At 63.3% G+C, this 14,914-nt stretch carries 13 protein-coding genes; 2 read left to right on the forward strand and 11 right to left on the reverse strand.

What is annotated here, in order from left to right; translation table 11 throughout:
• Positions 1-153: 153 nt before the first annotated feature.
• The 9 genes from AB7C87_RS07175 to ahaH all read right to left on the reverse strand — a co-directional run bounded on the left by AB7C87_RS07175 (position 154) and on the right by ahaH (position 10,613).
• Positions 154-1,689, reverse strand: coding sequence for a stage II sporulation protein M (locus tag AB7C87_RS07175; RefSeq protein WP_369728747.1), 1,536 nt, complete (start codon positions 1,687-1,689; stop codon positions 154-156).
• Positions 1,690-2,027: 338 nt separating this feature from the next.
• Positions 2,028-3,446: an ATP synthase subunit B gene (locus AB7C87_RS07180; RefSeq protein WP_369728748.1), complete on the reverse strand. Its 1,419-nt coding sequence runs from the start codon at positions 3,444-3,446 to the stop codon at positions 2,028-2,030.
• Positions 3,447-3,448: 2 nt separating this feature from the next.
• A complete protein-coding gene (locus AB7C87_RS07185) occupies positions 3,449-5,206 on the reverse strand; it encodes an ATP synthase subunit A (RefSeq protein WP_369728750.1) in 1,758 nt (585 codons plus the stop codon).
• A 10-nt stretch (positions 5,207-5,216) separates the two neighbouring features.
• Positions 5,217-5,552 carry a V-type ATP synthase subunit F gene (locus AB7C87_RS07190; RefSeq protein WP_369728752.1) on the reverse strand — a complete coding sequence of 112 codons (336 nt, stop codon included), beginning with the start codon at positions 5,550-5,552 and terminating at the stop codon, positions 5,217-5,219.
• The gene (locus AB7C87_RS07195) at positions 5,549-6,625 is read right to left on the reverse strand and encodes a V-type ATP synthase subunit C (protein WP_369728753.1); all 1,077 of its coding nucleotides are present in this window, start codon (positions 6,623-6,625) and stop codon (positions 5,549-5,551) included. The genes AB7C87_RS07190 and AB7C87_RS07195 overlap by 4 nt, the downstream gene beginning before the upstream one ends.
• Positions 6,622-7,206, reverse strand: a complete 585-nt coding sequence (locus AB7C87_RS07200) for a V-type ATP synthase subunit E (protein ID WP_369728754.1) — start codon at positions 7,204-7,206, stop codon at positions 6,622-6,624. Before AB7C87_RS07200 ends, AB7C87_RS07195 begins: the two co-directional genes overlap by 4 nt.
• A gap of 15 nt (positions 7,207-7,221) precedes the next feature.
• The gene (locus AB7C87_RS07205) at positions 7,222-7,509 is read right to left on the reverse strand and encodes an ATP synthase subunit C-like protein (protein ID WP_149081137.1); all 288 of its coding nucleotides are present in this window, start codon (positions 7,507-7,509) and stop codon (positions 7,222-7,224) included.
• A 475-nt stretch (positions 7,510-7,984) separates the two neighbouring features.
• Complete coding sequence (locus AB7C87_RS07210) at positions 7,985-10,294, reverse strand: V-type ATP synthase subunit I (protein ID WP_369728755.1); 2,310 nt, start codon at positions 10,292-10,294, stop codon at positions 7,985-7,987.
• A complete protein-coding gene (gene ahaH, locus AB7C87_RS07215) occupies positions 10,281-10,613 on the reverse strand; it encodes an ATP synthase archaeal subunit H (RefSeq protein ID WP_369728756.1) in 333 nt (110 codons plus the stop codon). The genes AB7C87_RS07210 and ahaH overlap by 14 nt, the downstream gene beginning before the upstream one ends.
• Before the next feature lie 152 nt (positions 10,614-10,765).
• Between ahaH and AB7C87_RS07220 the strand changes: the two genes are divergently transcribed.
• Positions 10,766-11,389 (forward strand): methyltransferase domain-containing protein, encoded by a 624-nt coding sequence (locus tag AB7C87_RS07220; protein ID WP_369728757.1) that lies wholly within the window; start codon positions 10,766-10,768, stop codon positions 11,387-11,389.
• Positions 11,390-11,478: 89 nt separating this feature from the next.
• Here AB7C87_RS07220 and AB7C87_RS07225 read toward each other — a convergent pair whose 3' ends face one another.
• The gene (locus tag AB7C87_RS07225) at positions 11,479-11,973 is read right to left on the reverse strand and encodes a type IV pilin N-terminal domain-containing protein (protein ID WP_369728905.1); all 495 of its coding nucleotides are present in this window, start codon (positions 11,971-11,973) and stop codon (positions 11,479-11,481) included.
• Positions 11,974-12,150: 177 nt separating this feature from the next.
• Positions 12,151-13,392 (reverse strand): DUF7096 domain-containing protein, encoded by a 1,242-nt coding sequence (locus tag AB7C87_RS07230; RefSeq protein ID WP_369728758.1) that lies wholly within the window; start codon positions 13,390-13,392, stop codon positions 12,151-12,153.
• Positions 13,393-13,549: 157 nt separating this feature from the next.
• Here AB7C87_RS07230 and AB7C87_RS07235 point away from each other — a divergent pair, with 157 nt between their 5' ends.
• The gene (locus AB7C87_RS07235; RefSeq protein ID WP_369728759.1) at positions 13,550-14,803 is read left to right on the forward strand and encodes a helix-turn-helix transcriptional regulator; all 1,254 of its coding nucleotides are present in this window, start codon (positions 13,550-13,552) and stop codon (positions 14,801-14,803) included.
• Positions 14,804-14,914: the final 111 nt, after the last annotated feature.

Here is a 14,914-nt window from a genome sequence, read left to right on the forward strand (position 1 = left end):
GTCACGGGCGGTCTGGCTGTTCCGGTCGCGGGCGAGTGATAGTACCAACTGAAACGATTCACACACTGTGCCGATTCGTCTGCCGATCAGGTGTGCAAGACCTGCAGTGGCTATTAGCGGTTTCGAGAACGCCCGAAAGGCGATAACGGTCGCTTAGAGGAACAGTCGGAAGTAGTAGGGGCTGACGAACGCTTCGACGACCGCCGCGACTGCGAGCAGGATGCCGATCCCGATCAGGATCCAGAACGATCGCTCGAGCGCGTCGGCGAACGTCGGCCGATCGATCCGGCCGCGATACGCACGCCAGGTCACGAGCCCGATCCAGATACCCAGCGCGCTCGCGACGAAGATCGCCGGAATCTCGATGATACCGTGGGGAACGACGAACGCGAGCAACGTGGTCGGATCGACCTCGAGCTGGGCGATGATCCCCATGTAGACGCCGTTGAACAGCAACGAGACGATCGCTGGAATCGCGAGGACGATGCCGCTGAACGCGGTCGTGATCGCGACGAACCAGTTGTTGCCGAACAGTTCGAGCGCGAACGCCGGCGGGATGATCCCATCGAGGCGAGCGAGGATCGACGCCTCGACGGCACCCTCGTAGGGAGCGGCGATCATCCAACCGACCCAGAACGAACCGACCGCGAGGGCGACGACGGCCGCGTGGAGGCCGGGCGTCTCCCGGACGAACGACGTCATCTCCCGAAAGCCACGGCCGAGACCGGCCCGGAGCTGTCCGCGGACCGACCGCTCGGGCATCGCCGGTGGCCTGAGTGTGTCACGATACTGGCTGTAGAGTGCGGTCTTCAACAGGCCGAGGCCGGGAAGCAACACCAACGCGACGACAACCGTCGTCAGCGTGAATATTTCGACTATAACGAGGAAACTCGAGATGACCGAGACGGCGAGCAACGAACCGACGGAGATGGCGTAGTAAAAGCCGGCGTGAATCGGCCTCGACCGGACGAAACCGACGGTTTTCGACAGCGACGCAAAGACGCCGGCGTCGTCGACGACGACCGCAACCGGTGCGAACGCAAACACCGCCCGAACGGCGACGAGGAGCGCAAAGAGGACCAACACGACGAGCGCGGCGACGAGGACGGCGACGATCGGAGAGACGGCGGCGAGTACGAGACTGACGACGAAGGCGGCGAATCCGGCGAGGAGTATCGACACCGTCCACAGCAGGAACTCGAGGGCGAACAGCCCGAGAAACCGGAGCCAGTACCGCCGAACACCCGCAATTCCGGCGACGACGCCCCGTTCGTCACGAAGCCGGGCGTAACAGGTCGCGAGCTGGCCGGCCGAGACGATCGCGTAGAGGACCAGTCCGACCACCACACTCAGGACGAACGTCACGAGGACGAGTGCGCTCAGAACGAACGCGACCGTCGGCGTCAGAAACTCCTCGAAGACCGGCACGAGCGCCTCGGCCCAGGCGTCGAACTCCTCTTCGCTGGCATCGGGATCCGGCGGTGCGACGTCGACGTCCGCCAGGGCGTCGGGCAGTCCCTCGAGGTGGCCGGCCGCCTCGAGATAGAGGTAGCCGACGACGATAGCGGCGAAGGGGACGACCCGGACGATCGCGGGGACGGCCGCCCCGAGGAGGTAAAACGGGAGGAGATCCCCGGGTCGGTTACGGAAGGCGGAAACGACTGCGGAGGCGGAATCTGACAGCGCCATACCACGACGTACGAGACACTGTCAGATAAACGAACCTGTCCGGAGTTCGAACGCAACACTCGAGCGGTGGCGATCGATGCGAGGCTGTGCGTGATACCAGCTTGCGATGGCCTCGGCGACCGAAGTTCGGACGGGAGTCGGCATCGATCAGCGTACGCGTTCGATCCAGCGCGCTCGAGAAGCGGAAACGTGTTCGGGAATGGACAATATGCCCGAGATCCGGCAACACCGCCGAGAGTCGGTTGGCGTCGCTTCTTACCCAAGAACGAATATTCACTTGCGGAAAAACCGCGGTCGGGAACACAACTATCGAACCGGAATCGATGAACCGTCCGCGATCAGTCGGCGGCCGCTTCGACCGTCTCGCCTTCGTCTTCGCGGTAGTGTTCCTCGATGAGGTCCTCGCCGATACGGTTGAGTTCCTCTTTCGGGAGCATCGAGAGCAGATCCCAGCCGATCTCGAGGGTTTCCTCGATCGTCCGGTTGGTGTCGTAGCCCTGCTGGGCGAACTCGTTCTCGAAGCGGTCCGCGAAGTCGAGGAACTTGTTGTCCCGTTCGCTGAGCGCTTCGCGACCGACGATGTTCACGAGGTCGCGTAAGTCCTCACCCTCCGCGTAGGCGGCGTACATCTGGTCGGAGACGTCGCCGTGGTCCGCGCGGGTGAGTCCCTCGCCGATCCCGTCGTCCATCAGCCGCGAGAGGCTCGGCAGGACGTTGATCGGCGGCTCGATCCCCTGACTGTTCAAGTCGCGGTCCATCACGATCTGGCCCTCCGTGATGTAGCCCGTCAGGTCGGGGATCGGGTGCGTGTCGTCGTCGCCGGGCATCGTGAGGATCGGAATCTGCGTGACCGATCCCTCGCGCCCTTCGATCCGACCCGCACGCTCGTAGAGCTGAGCCAGGTCGGTGTACATGTATCCGGGGTAGCCACGCCGACCCGGAACCTCCTCGCGGGCCGCACCGATCTCACGAAGCGCCTCACAGTAGTTCGTGATGTCGGTGAGGATGACGAGCACGTGGTAATCCTTCTCAAAGGCCAGGTACTCCGCCGTGGTGAGCGCGAGTCGCGGCGTGACCGTCCGCTCGACTGCGGGGTCGTCCGCTAAGTTCATGAAGACGACCGAGCGCTCGAGTGCGCCGGTGCGTTCGAAGTCCTGCATGAACTCGTTTGCCTCCTCCTGGGTGATCCCCATCGCGCCGAAGATGACAGCGAACTCCGACCCCTCCTCGTCGTCGCCCTCTTCTTCCTCTGGCACGGTCGCCTGGCGGGCGATCTGGAGTGCGAGTTCGTTGTGGGGCAGTCCCGATCCGGAGAAGATCGGGAGCTTCTGACCGCGAACCAGCGTGTTCATGCCGTCGATGGCGCTCACACCGGTCTGGATGAACTCTTCGGGGTACTCCCGGGAGTAGGGGTTGATCGCTTCGCCGACGATGTCGATGCGGTCGTCGGGGACGATATCCGGACCCCCGTCGATCGGGTTTCCGGAGCCGTCGAGCACGCGTCCGAGGAGGTCCTCGGTAACGGGCATCTTCATCGTCTCGCCCAGGAATCGAACGGAGGCGTTGCGGTCGATACCGCCCGTCCCTTCGAACACCTGGATCGAGACGAGGCCGTCGCTCGACTCCAGTACCTGCCCGCGCAGGGTTTCGCCTGCCGGCGTCTCGATCTCGACGATCTCGTCGTAACCGACGGGCTCGTCGACCTCGGCGAACACCAGCGGGCCGCTGACTTCCGTGATGGTCTGGTACTCTTTCATTGTTAGTACAGACTCCGAATCTGTTCTTGGAGGTCCGATTCGAGTTCGTCGATGAACTCGTTCCACTCCTCGGCGGTCCCCATCCGATTCAGGCGGGGTACGGCGTCGACGTCCGCGATCTCCTCGACCGGAACGCCCGCCTCGAGCGCCTCGAAGGCCTCGTCGTTGAAGGTCTTGATCGCACCGAGCATCCGGTAGGTCTTCTTCGGTTCGCAGTAGGTGTCGACGTCGTGGAACGCGTTCTGCTGGAGCCACGCCTCACGGAGGTAGCGAGCGACCTCGAGGGTCAGCTGCTGGTCTTCCGGAAGCGCGTCCTTGCCGACGAGCTGGACGATCTCCTGAAGCTCGTCCTCTTCGTCTAACACGTCGACGGCCCACTGGCGCCGTTCCGGCCAGTCCTCGGCGACGTTGTCGCGGAACCAGGGGTCGAGTTGCTGGCGATACAGCGAGTAGGACTCGTTCCAGTTGATCGACGGGAAGTGTCGCCGTTCGGCGAGGTCCGCGTCCAGCGCCCAGAACGTCTTGACGATCCGCAGGGTGTTCTGGGTGACCGGCTCGGAGAAGTCCCCGCCTGGCGGCGAGACTGCACCGATGACCGACACCGAACCCTGCGTGCCGTTGATGTTCTGGAAGAGGCCGGCGCGCTCGTAGAACTCCGAGAGCGACGCCGCGAGGTAGGCCGGATACCCCTCCTCGCCGGGCATCTCCTCGAGTCGACTCGAGATTTCGCGCATGGCTTCGGCCCATCGGGAGGTGGAGTCGGCCATCAGCGCGACGTCGTAGCCCATGTCGCGGAAGTACTCTGCGATCGTGATTCCGGTGTAGATACAGGACTCACGCGCCGCAACGGGCATGTTCGAGGTGTTCGCGATGAGACACGTCCGGCTCATCAGCGGCTTGCCCGTCTTCGGGTCCTCGAGTTCCGGGAAGTCCTCGATGACTTCCGTCATCTCGTTTCCGCGCTCGCCACAGCCGACGTAGACGACGATGTCCGCGTCGGCCCACTTTGCGAGCTGGTGTTGGGTGACGGTCTTCCCGGAGCCAAAGGGTCCGGGAATCGCCGCGGTCCCGCCCTTGGCGATCGGGAACAGACCATCGAGGATCCGCTGTCCGGAGACGAGCGGGATCGTCGGGGTTTCTTTCTCCTCGGCCGGCCGGGCGCGACGCACCGGCCACTCCTGGTGCATCGTGATCTCCTCGCCGGAGTCGAGTTCGGCGACCGGTTCCTCGACCGTGAACTCGCCCGCTTCGATCGAGGATATCTCGCCGCCGTCGTAATCCGGCGGCACCATCACCTTGTGGGTGATGCTCGCGGTCTCGGGCACTTCGCCGACGACGTCGCCCGGGGAAACCGCGTCACCTTCCTCGACTGTGGGTTCGAACTCCCACTCGCGCTCGAAGTCGATACCCGGCGCGTCGACCCCGCGGTCGAGAAACGCCGATCCCATCTTCTCCTCGAGTTCGTCGAGGGGACGCTGGACGCCGTCGTAGATAGCGTTCAACATCCCCGGTCCGAGGTCGACGGAAAGCGGCTCGCCCGTGTTCTCGACGGGTTCGCCCGGACCGACGCCCGAAGTTTCCTCGTACACCTGAATCGTGGTCAGGTTCCCTTCGATCTCGATGACCTCACCCATCAGTCCTTCGTCGCCGACGTAGACGACGTCGTTCATCCGGGCGTCGAGGTCCGCGGCGGTCACGACAGGACCGCTCACGCGTTCGATTACACCGTCTTCGTCGACGGTTTCGATTGCCTGGCTCATAGTTGTTGTCTCACTCGTTGTCTCCGTCCTCGTCCATCAGATCGATACCGATCGCGCGCTTGATCTGATCGCGCAGTCCGCCGCCACCGGTGCCGGAACCGATGGTGACGACGACCGGTTCGACGCTCGTTTCGACGTCCTGTCTGACGTTTCGCGAGAGTTGCTCGAGGTCGTCGTCGTGCATCACGACGATGCCGACGTCCTCGTCGTCTAGGACCGTCGTGACGGCGTCGTCTAACTCTGTCCCTTTCTGCTCGTCGGCGACGTTCTCGAACCGGCTGACGCCGGCCAGTCTGAAGCCGGTCGTAAACTCGGGGTCGCCGACGACTGCGATTTCCTGGCTCATAAGATCACCAGCTCCTCTTCGATCTCGCTCTCAGACAGGCCGACCTCCCGGCCACGAGCGATCGCGCGAATGTTCTCGACCTCGCGTTCTTTCGCGAGGATGTACGATAAGACGGCCGAAACCGACACCGGATAGATACTCGAGAGCGTATCCGAATACTCGAGCAACGCCGCGTCGAGTGCGTGTTCGAACTGGATGAGACTCTCCGCCTCACGCAGTCGTGTCAGGGCACTCGAGAGTCGGTCGCCGTAGCGTTTGCTCTCGGCGATGTGGTCGACGAGTTCGTCGTAGTCGGTGACCAGCCGCGAGAGCTCCGAACGGTCGAAGAGGACGCCCCCTTCGATGTAGTACTCGGCGGGCTCGAGGTCGGCGCCGCTTCGGGCGAGGCGCAAGGCGTTTCGGGCGTTCCGGAAGTCGATCTCGGCCTGGAGGAACTCGACGTACAGCGCTTCCGGACCCGACTGTGGCTCGGTAAACGACAGATCGTACGATCCGCTCAGATCCTCGATGAGGCGTTCGTAGAACTCCCGGTCGAGGGCGTTCTCGAGGGGAACCAGCGCGCCGGTCTCCTCGTACTCCTCGTAGGCCTCCTCGAGGGCGTCGTGGAAGATCGTCCGGTTGAAGATCTCGACGACGTCTTCGACGGTGTCGGCCTCGAGTGCGCGATCGAGCGTCGCGTCGTCGATCTCGCCGGCGCGGATGAGGTCGGATTCGATCTCGTCGGCCGGGGTCTCAGTGTAGACGCCGCGGATGATCGTCTTGATGTTCCAGACGTCGAACTTCCGGAGGTAGCGGGCGATGAGGTCGTAGAGTCGACCTTCCGACCAGTCAAGCAGGTCGTCGAAGTGTTTCGCGAGATTCTGATTCAGCGCGTACTCGATCAGGTCAACTCCCGAAAAACGCGTGCCGAGTTGATTGATCTCGCGTTCGTACTCCGATTCCTCCATGAACCGTGCGATCCCGCTTGGCCCCATCCGGATCAGCTTGCGGTAGTCCTCGTCCGCAAACAGCGACGCTCGACGCGATCGAACGCGGCCGTTTACGTACTCCGGATTCGAGGCACCGAAACTCATTGGTCGAAGAGGCGGTTGCTGATCTCCCGAAGGTTGTCTTCCCAGACGTCTTCGAGGACCGAGTCGAAGGTGTTGTTGACCCGGACCCGCGATCCCTCGCTCTCGACGACGACGCCGCCGAGGCAGTCGTAGGAACCGGCGTACTCGTAGTCGGCGTACGCCTCGTCCTCGAGGATGGATGCGATCAAGTCGGCGTCTCCCTCGCGACCGTAGACACTGACGTCGTCACCTGCTTCGAACTCGACGCTGGCGCCGTCGAGCAACTCGCGAGTGAGCTGTTCGCGCTCGTCTCCGAGCGTCGCGAGTTCGTCTTCGACTGCTTCACGGACGTCCCCGAGGACGTCACGCCGGGCCTCCAGGCGTTGTTGTTTCGCCTCCAGTTTCGCACTGGAGAGTCGCTGTTCGCGAAGCTGTTCGATCTCGCGATCGACCTCGCGCTCCGCGCTCTCGAGGATCTCGTCGGCATCCGCTTCGGCCGCGTCGACGATCTCCTCGGCGCGGGTTTCACCCTCCGATCGGATGTTTTCCGCACGCGCGCGGGCCTCGTCTCGAATGTCTTCGACGACTGTGTCCAAACTCATTGTGGGACGGTTGGGTTACCCAACCAGGAAAATAACGACGATCGCGAAAATGACGAGCGTTTCGGGTAACACCGTCATAACGATCCCGGGAACGAACATGTCGTCGTCCTCGGCGATGGCGCCGACGGCGGCCGCACCGATCCCCCGTTCGGCGTACCCCGATGCGAGCGCGGCGAGACCGACGGAGATCGCCGCCGCCGCTTCGGCGTAGTTCTCCGCGACCGCGACGTCGGATTCGTTCGTCTCAGCGGCCTCCGCCGCCTGCAGTGCGATATCAGCGAGCTCAGGTGCGTTTTCGATCATGATTAGTGCGATATGCGGATTGGATTGCTCCGAACAGGCGTATCTGTCGCTGCTCCCCTCATAAAACTCTCGAAAGAATTCGACATAGCTAAACCGTATCAACAGATTTCACCGGATCGTGCTACCTATTAGCAGAGATCGATTCTGACGGATTCGACACAGTACGGGATGAAACGAACGCAGTTCCGTTACTCGCCCATCGTCGTCCGACCGTCGCCACCCGCTGACGCCGATCGATCGGTGCTGATACGGGTTACTCTCAACCGCCTCTGGCGCAACCGCGACCCCTGGGGCGGGTGCAGCGGTGGACTCGCTGCACTCCTCCACCGAGACTCGTCTCACACGGTTCGACTCACCGCCGGTATATCGGGACAGCAATCCGGACGAGAGACCGAAACAGGTCGGAGAAGACGACGTCTCGAGACCAAGCGAATACCGAAACGAAACCGAACGGAAACGAGGGTGCCGAAGCCGATCAGTCCGCGGGTTGGACCGACTGCTCCTCACCGAAGGGTTCGTACTCCTCGCCGCCGCCCTGGTAGAACTTTTGGAAGAACTCCACGTACTCGAGGCGGAGCATCTGGATCCCTGCGGCGGTGATGCCGAGCAGGAGAACCAGGATGTGCCCGAGGATGAAGACGACGATGGCGGCGATGATCGCGATCGCCGAGACCAGGACGCCGTCGCCTGCGTGGATGAGGCCGACGAACTCCGGCGAGAGCTCCCCGTACTCGTATCCCGAAATGTCGGTGATGTGCAATCCGGGATAGTTGAAGTACGTGTAGCCAGCCGGCGTTTCGTAGGCGCCAAAGACCAGCAGGTTGACCGCAAACGCCATCCCACCCTTCGCGAGCAGGACCGCGACCATCCGCAGGTACGAGAGGACGTGGCCGAACGCCCACGCCGGAATCTCGAAGACGCCGGCGATACCCTCGCCAACACCGACCATCACGCTGCCGACGAGGAACATCGCGATGCCGGCGATTCCGACGATCTCCGGAAGGCCGGCGAAGCCGAGGAACTCGTACAGAACGGCATCAGGGCCGGTCCCAACGAGGAAATCTGGTTTCGTCTCGCTGAACGCGAGGTCGGCGGGCAACGCGGCGATGCCGTGTTCGATGCTCCCGGCGTCGCCGTGAGAGAAGATCCAGATGAACAGCCCGTTCATCGCGAGGACCCACGACAGCCGCTCGTAGACGGCCGCCTTCAGCCCGTGGCTGAGGTCGTTGACGAAGCCCATGATGAGACCGATGTTGAGGTGGATCAGACCGAACGCGATGCTCAGGATGATCCACAGCAACGCCCACTCCGAGAGCTGGAGCCCCTTCGAGAGCGAGCCGGCAAGCGGCAGGAAGCCGAGCCCGACGTCGGCCATGTGGATGCCGAAGAAGTCGTCGTACAGGTAGCCGAAGATGACGGTGAACGCACCGGCCCAGATGCCGATCGTCCCGAGCGCCTTCCCGGCGTCGGAGTCGAAGACCTTCCAGCAACCGTAGCCCATCAGCATGTAGAGGATCCCGTAGCCGATGTCCCCGATCATGAACCCGAACGCGAACGGGTAGGTCAGGAACACGAGCAACGTGGGATCGAGCTCGCTGTACTTGGGCTGGCTCACCATCTTCACCAGCAGTTCGAACGGCTTCGCCGGCGTCAGGTTGTCGAGGATAACCGGCGGATCCTCGTCCATCGTGACGGCGCCACTCGAGGCACCTGCCGCGCCTGCGGATGTGGCCGACGTCCCGCCGTCGGTCGCGGCCTTCTGGCGCGGCGGCTGTGACGTCTCCGCCTCGTCGTCTTCGCCGTCGTCGTCACCGCCGCTTCCCGTGTGGGCTTCGGCGCCGTGTTCGTGTTCTTCGTACTCCGCGATCTCGAGCTGTTCGATTTCGACGCTGTCGCCGACCGCATCGGTGACGGCGTCGACGAGTCGATCGTACTCGGAAGCGGGAATCCAGCCCTCGGCGATGAAGGCGTTGTCCGTCGTCGCAAACTGCAACGGCGCCTCCGCACGCTGGACCTCGATACTCAGCTCCTCCTCGAGACGCACGAGGAAGCCGCCGTCGTCGAGTTCGATCTCCTCCATGTCGGCGGCGATTCGATCGAGTTCGCCCTCGAGGTCGCGTTTCTCGTCAGTGAGTTCGCGGACGTACTCCTCGGGGCTCTGTTCGGTCTCCGGCACCGGATGGCGGGTGAACTCGATCCCGACGAGCGAGTCGTCGACGAGTCCCTCCGTAGACTCACCCTCCGCGGGCGCGGCGACGATCGCGACGACGTCGCCGCCGGTCAGGATCTCGAAGGTACGGATCTCGTCGGCCGCCTCGAGGGCCGATTCGACCTCGGCGTACGATCCCTCGCCGACGAGGACGTCGACGCTGTCGTAGCCCGAGAGCAGATCGAGGTCGATCCCGAGTTCGGCGAAGGGTTCGACGCGATCGATCTTCTCCTCGACGATCCGTAGCTCCTCGCGAATCTCGGAGTGTTGATCGTCGAGTTCGTTCACCCGCGTTCGAATCTCCTCGAGGCGTTCCGCCCAGTTGTCGTCGACCGTCCCGGCCGCCGTCTCCTCGCGGGAGATCTCGAGCGTACTCTCGAGTGCGCGGACGGTCACCAGCTTCTCGGAGGCGTCGTCGGCACCCTCGATCGGGTTGCCGTTGTCGAAGCCCTCCCAGGAGCCGTCGTAATCCGAGAGGTGAACCAGGTTCAACTCGTGGATCGTCTCGATGACCGTGGGCATGACGCCCTTCGATCCGGCCATCGAGACCTTGCTCATCCGCTCAGGTCTGAGCATGGACGTCCTCCTGGAACAGGGACACGACGTGGTCGGTCACTTCGTCGACCCGATCTTGTGCGCTCTCCGCGAGCGCCGCACGCTCCTGTTCGCCCTCTTCGAGGACGCGCTCACACTCCTCATCGATCTCCTCGCGAGCCTCCTCGAGGCGTCGCTCTTTGAGATCGCGCGCTTCCTCTTCCGCGTCCGTGCGAATCTCCTCGGCACGTTTCCGGGCCTCGGCTATTCGCTCGTCGCGGTCGTCTTCTGCCTCTGCGACGATGTCGTCGGCATCGTGCTCCGCCGACTGAATTCGTTCAAGAACCTCTGGCCTCGGCATACTCTAAGCAGGCGAACGTTTGCGACAGCGCGTATATGGTAGTTGCGAAAGTCCGCCGCTACGCGGACGCCCGCCGGAGCCAGTAGTCCCGGATTAGCACGGTGCCGACGAGAACAGTAGACATATCCCGATCGCCGCGAAACTCGTCGCTAATGGGAGTTCTGGAACACAAGGCCCGGGCCCGGCTGTTCTACAAGTACCTCTCGAGGGTCTACGACCAGGTGAACCCCTTTATCTGGAACGAGGAGATGCGGGCGGACGCGCTCGAACTCCTCGATTTCGAGCCGGGGATGACCGTCCTCGACGTCGGCTGTGGCACCGGGTTTGCCACCGAGGGGTTACTCGAGTACGTCGACGAGGTCTACGCACTCGACCAGAGCGAACACCAACTCGAGAAAGCCTACGGGAAGTTCGGCAAACGAGCGCCGCCGGTTCAGTTCCACCGCGGCGACGCCGAACGACTGCCGTTCGCCACCGACACGTTCGACGTCGTCTGGTCGTCGGGGTCGATCGAGTACTGGCCGAACCCGATTCTCGCATTGCGGGAGTTCCGACGCGTCCTGAAACCCGGCGGCCAGGTGCTCGTCGTCGGACCTAACTATCCCGACGGCCTTCTCGCTCGCAAACTCGCAGACTCGATAATGCTCTTTTACGACGAGTACGAGGCCGACCGGATGTTCAAAGGTGCCGGCTTCGAGGAAGTCAAACACGCATTTATGGGCCCCTCCTACGATCCGGACGTCGCGATCACGACGATCGGTCGTGCGCCCGAGTGATCGACGCTCGAGAATCGATCCACGCTCGAGAACCCCACCGTTCTGCCCGATGGCGACTCCCGTCGTCCAGCCGAGAGACCGTCACCTCATCAGGCCGCTACCGCCTCGAGGCTCGCAATCCGCCGATCGTCGACCGCGAGTCGAACCGTCACCACGTCGCCCGCAGTCGGCACTGGGTCGTTCGTTTCCGCGACGAAGATGCTCGCCCGCTCGCCGCTTCGCCACTCCGGATCAGCCTTCTCGTTGAACGGCCCCGTCGGGGTCCCGTTGAATCCACTCGCGCCCGCGGCCGGAACGGGCGGCTGTTCGGCCAAATCATCCCCGTCGACGGCGATTTCGACCGAAAGCTCTCGAACGTCGATCGAATCACCCGCGACGTGGTCGATCGCGATTTCGACGTCCTCGGCGTCTGCGTCGACCGAGAGATCGAACGCGGCGTTCGGCCCCGTCGACTCGAGCGACCACGTGGCCGCGCCGACCGCGACGACGCCAGCCAGACAGACGGTGATCGCGATCAAGATGACGACGCCGACGAGCGGGCTGAGAGCGCGCCCGCTCCCGAGGGGGCGATCGCCGCTCGACATCGACGACTCGTTGTTCGACGTCACCGATCCTCGATCGGTCCCGATCACGCGCCTCCCTGGCCGCGCCTTCCGATATAAACGTCCGGACCGGTTCTCGTCGCCAGCACCGTGGCTGTGTCGTTCGATCTCCCCAAAGCCGCCGGAAATATGTTCGACGGACGCGGCGTCCGTCGGCGGTCAGTACTGCCAGTTCCCGTCGACCGTCGCTTCGACGGTGCCCGAGGAGGTCTCCGCGGTCAGTTCGTACGTGTCGTCAGGCGGCATGATCCAGCGGGTACCGTCCGGACCGGTCTGGCCGACTTCGCGGTCGTCGATTACGATCGTCGCCGGGACCGGTTCGCCGGTCGACGAGTCGGTAACGTTCACCTCGGCCGGTCCGTTCGCCGGCGTCTCGTTGAGCGTCATCTCGAGTCCGTCGTCGGTCCAGCTCTGGGAGGAATCGACCGGGAGCGAGCCGACCGACAGCTCCTGGAGCTCGCGGTGGACCTCGCCTGAGCCGCCGTCGAGGTAGATCTCGAGGTGGTGGTCGTCGAGGACCAAGCGAACGAGATGCGGGCCGGAGCCGAGTGGGTAACTCGGGCTTCCAGTATCACTGGCCCACGGATACAGCTCCTGGCCACGCTCGAACGCGGGGTTCGTCTGGTCTTCGATCTCCGCAAACTGATCCGAGGAGTGTGGTTCCCGATTGTCGAAGCGTGTCGTCTCTGAAACGTAGGTCGATCCGTCGAGGACCGAGACTCGATAACCGTGTTGGGACGTCTGCAATCGAATATCGTACTCGGTATCTGGGTCGAGTCGTTCGCTCGCGAGAGCCATATTCGACCGAATCGGCGTCCTGTGGAACCCGAGGGTCGCTTCGGTCGCATCTCGTTGTTGATTCGACAGCGAGTAGCCCGGCACACGGTCTGCGTGCTGGTTCAGGTCGTCGAGTGCGTCCTGCAATGCGAGGGCTTCGTTGTAGTTTCGCAAGAGCATCCGGACGACCTCTCCGTCCGATCGCTCGCCGTTTGCGTGAGCCCGAACGATCACTTCTTCGCGCTCCTCGAGTTCGAGTGCGCGCTCTTCGATCCTATCGTGTGCGTCCTCGATCATCTCCTCCTGTTCGTCCGGAGTGGCGGCGTCGAACTCTCGTTCGGCGATCACGTACTGTTCGTGATCGATCCGCAACTGGTCGTCGCCGCTCGCGAGGACCGTTCCGAGATCGGTTCCGACGTGCGTGTAACTGGTCCCGGCGTCGCCGATCGGCAGGCGGTTCGTCGTCTCAGCTACCTCGACCGGCGTTTGTTGGGGGGACTGGTCCTGGACGCTTCCCGCCGGTCCTCCATCCGCAAAACCACTCGAATCGGCGGCAACGAGCGTCATTGCGGGGAGCGAGCAGACGAGAAGCAACGCGAGGAGGGCAGCAGTCGCGCTGTTCATCGATCCGCGGTACGCGTTCCTGATACAAAAGCGGGTCGCACTCGAGACGGGCGCTACGGAACGATTCTCGGACGGCGAGACCGGCTACGGCGCGCAGTAAGGACGTATTTTTGTATGGAAAGTGTTTTTTCCCCCGGGAAACCACCCGTTGTTAGGTATGCGGTTATCCACCGCTGTCACAGTCGCCCTCACAGCCCTCCTCGTTACCTCGATGCTCGGGATGGCGGTCGTCTCACCGTCGGCCGCACTCGAATCCGGGCCGGATTCGACGGTCGCCGGGAACCCAGCGACGCCGTCCGTCGCCGATTCGGGAGACCACGCGAGCGTCCAGCATCCCCCCGCCTCGATCGCCGCCGACGGGTCACCGCTTTCCCCCGCAGATCCCTCCCAGGTGATCCGGATCAACCTCACCGACGACGGTGACGCCCGCTGGTCGATCGAAACGCGGTTTCTCATCACCGACGACGAGGAAGAAGCCATCTTCGAAGAGTATGCCGCCGAGGTCGCCGCCGGCAACCGCGACGTCGGCTACGAGAGCTCTCAGTTCAATGCCGTCGTCGACGACGCCGCCGCCTCGACCGGACGCGAGATGACGATCGAAGACGACGGCTGGGACCAGCCGCGAATCGAAGAAGCCGAAGCGGAGTACGACGACGATGACGTCCGTATCGGCGTCGTCTCGTACTCGTTCACCTGGACGGAGTTCAGCCGGGTCGACGAGAATCGAATCTACTTCGAGGATTCGCTCCAGGGATCTAACGGTTCCTGGTTGGATCTCGGGGACGGCCAACGACTCGTCGTCGAGTCGCCGTCGGGCTACTTCCTCGAGACGCCTACGGACCTCGAGTGGGACGGCCCACACGAGTTCGAAGAAGGCGAACTCGACATCATCTTCGTCCAAGGCTCTCAGGGACCGGTAGGACTCTCGCTCGAGTACCTCCTCGCCGGTCTAGTCATCGTGGTCGTAGGTGGCGTTCTCCTCTATCGCGTCTGGCAGTCTGCCGACGAAGAGGACCTCCCAGACTGGCTTCCTGCACCCCGGTCCCCGAACGCGGAGGACGGTTCGTCCACTCTCGCACCGACGGACCCGGACGGTGGGCAGGCGATCCCGACCGACCGCGGGCACGTCGATCCCGCGGACCCGTCTCACACCAGCGTCGAGTTCGATGAGGAACTCGACGACGACGTCGACCCCGAGCTGTTGAGCGACGAGGAACGCGTCCTCAGGATGCTCAAACGGAACGGCGGCCGGATGAAACAGGCGAACATCGTCAAGGAAACCGGCTGGTCGAACGCCAAGGTGTCACAACTGCTCTCACAGATGGATGACGACGACGCCATCGAGAAGCTTCGAATCGGTCGGGAAAATCTCATTACCCTCCCGGAAGTCGACCCGACGGAGATCGACTGACTCAGACGATCTGCTGTCCGTCAGTTCCGCCGCGACCGCAGGACGGGGCGCGGTTGCAACGGTGGACTCGCTGCACTCCTCCACCGAGACTCGTCTCACACGGTTCGACTC

This window comes from Natrarchaeobius versutus, from assembly GCF_041205745.1.
Taxonomy (GTDB): Archaea; Halobacteriota; Halobacteria; order Halobacteriales; family Natrialbaceae; genus Natrarchaeobius; species Natrarchaeobius versutus.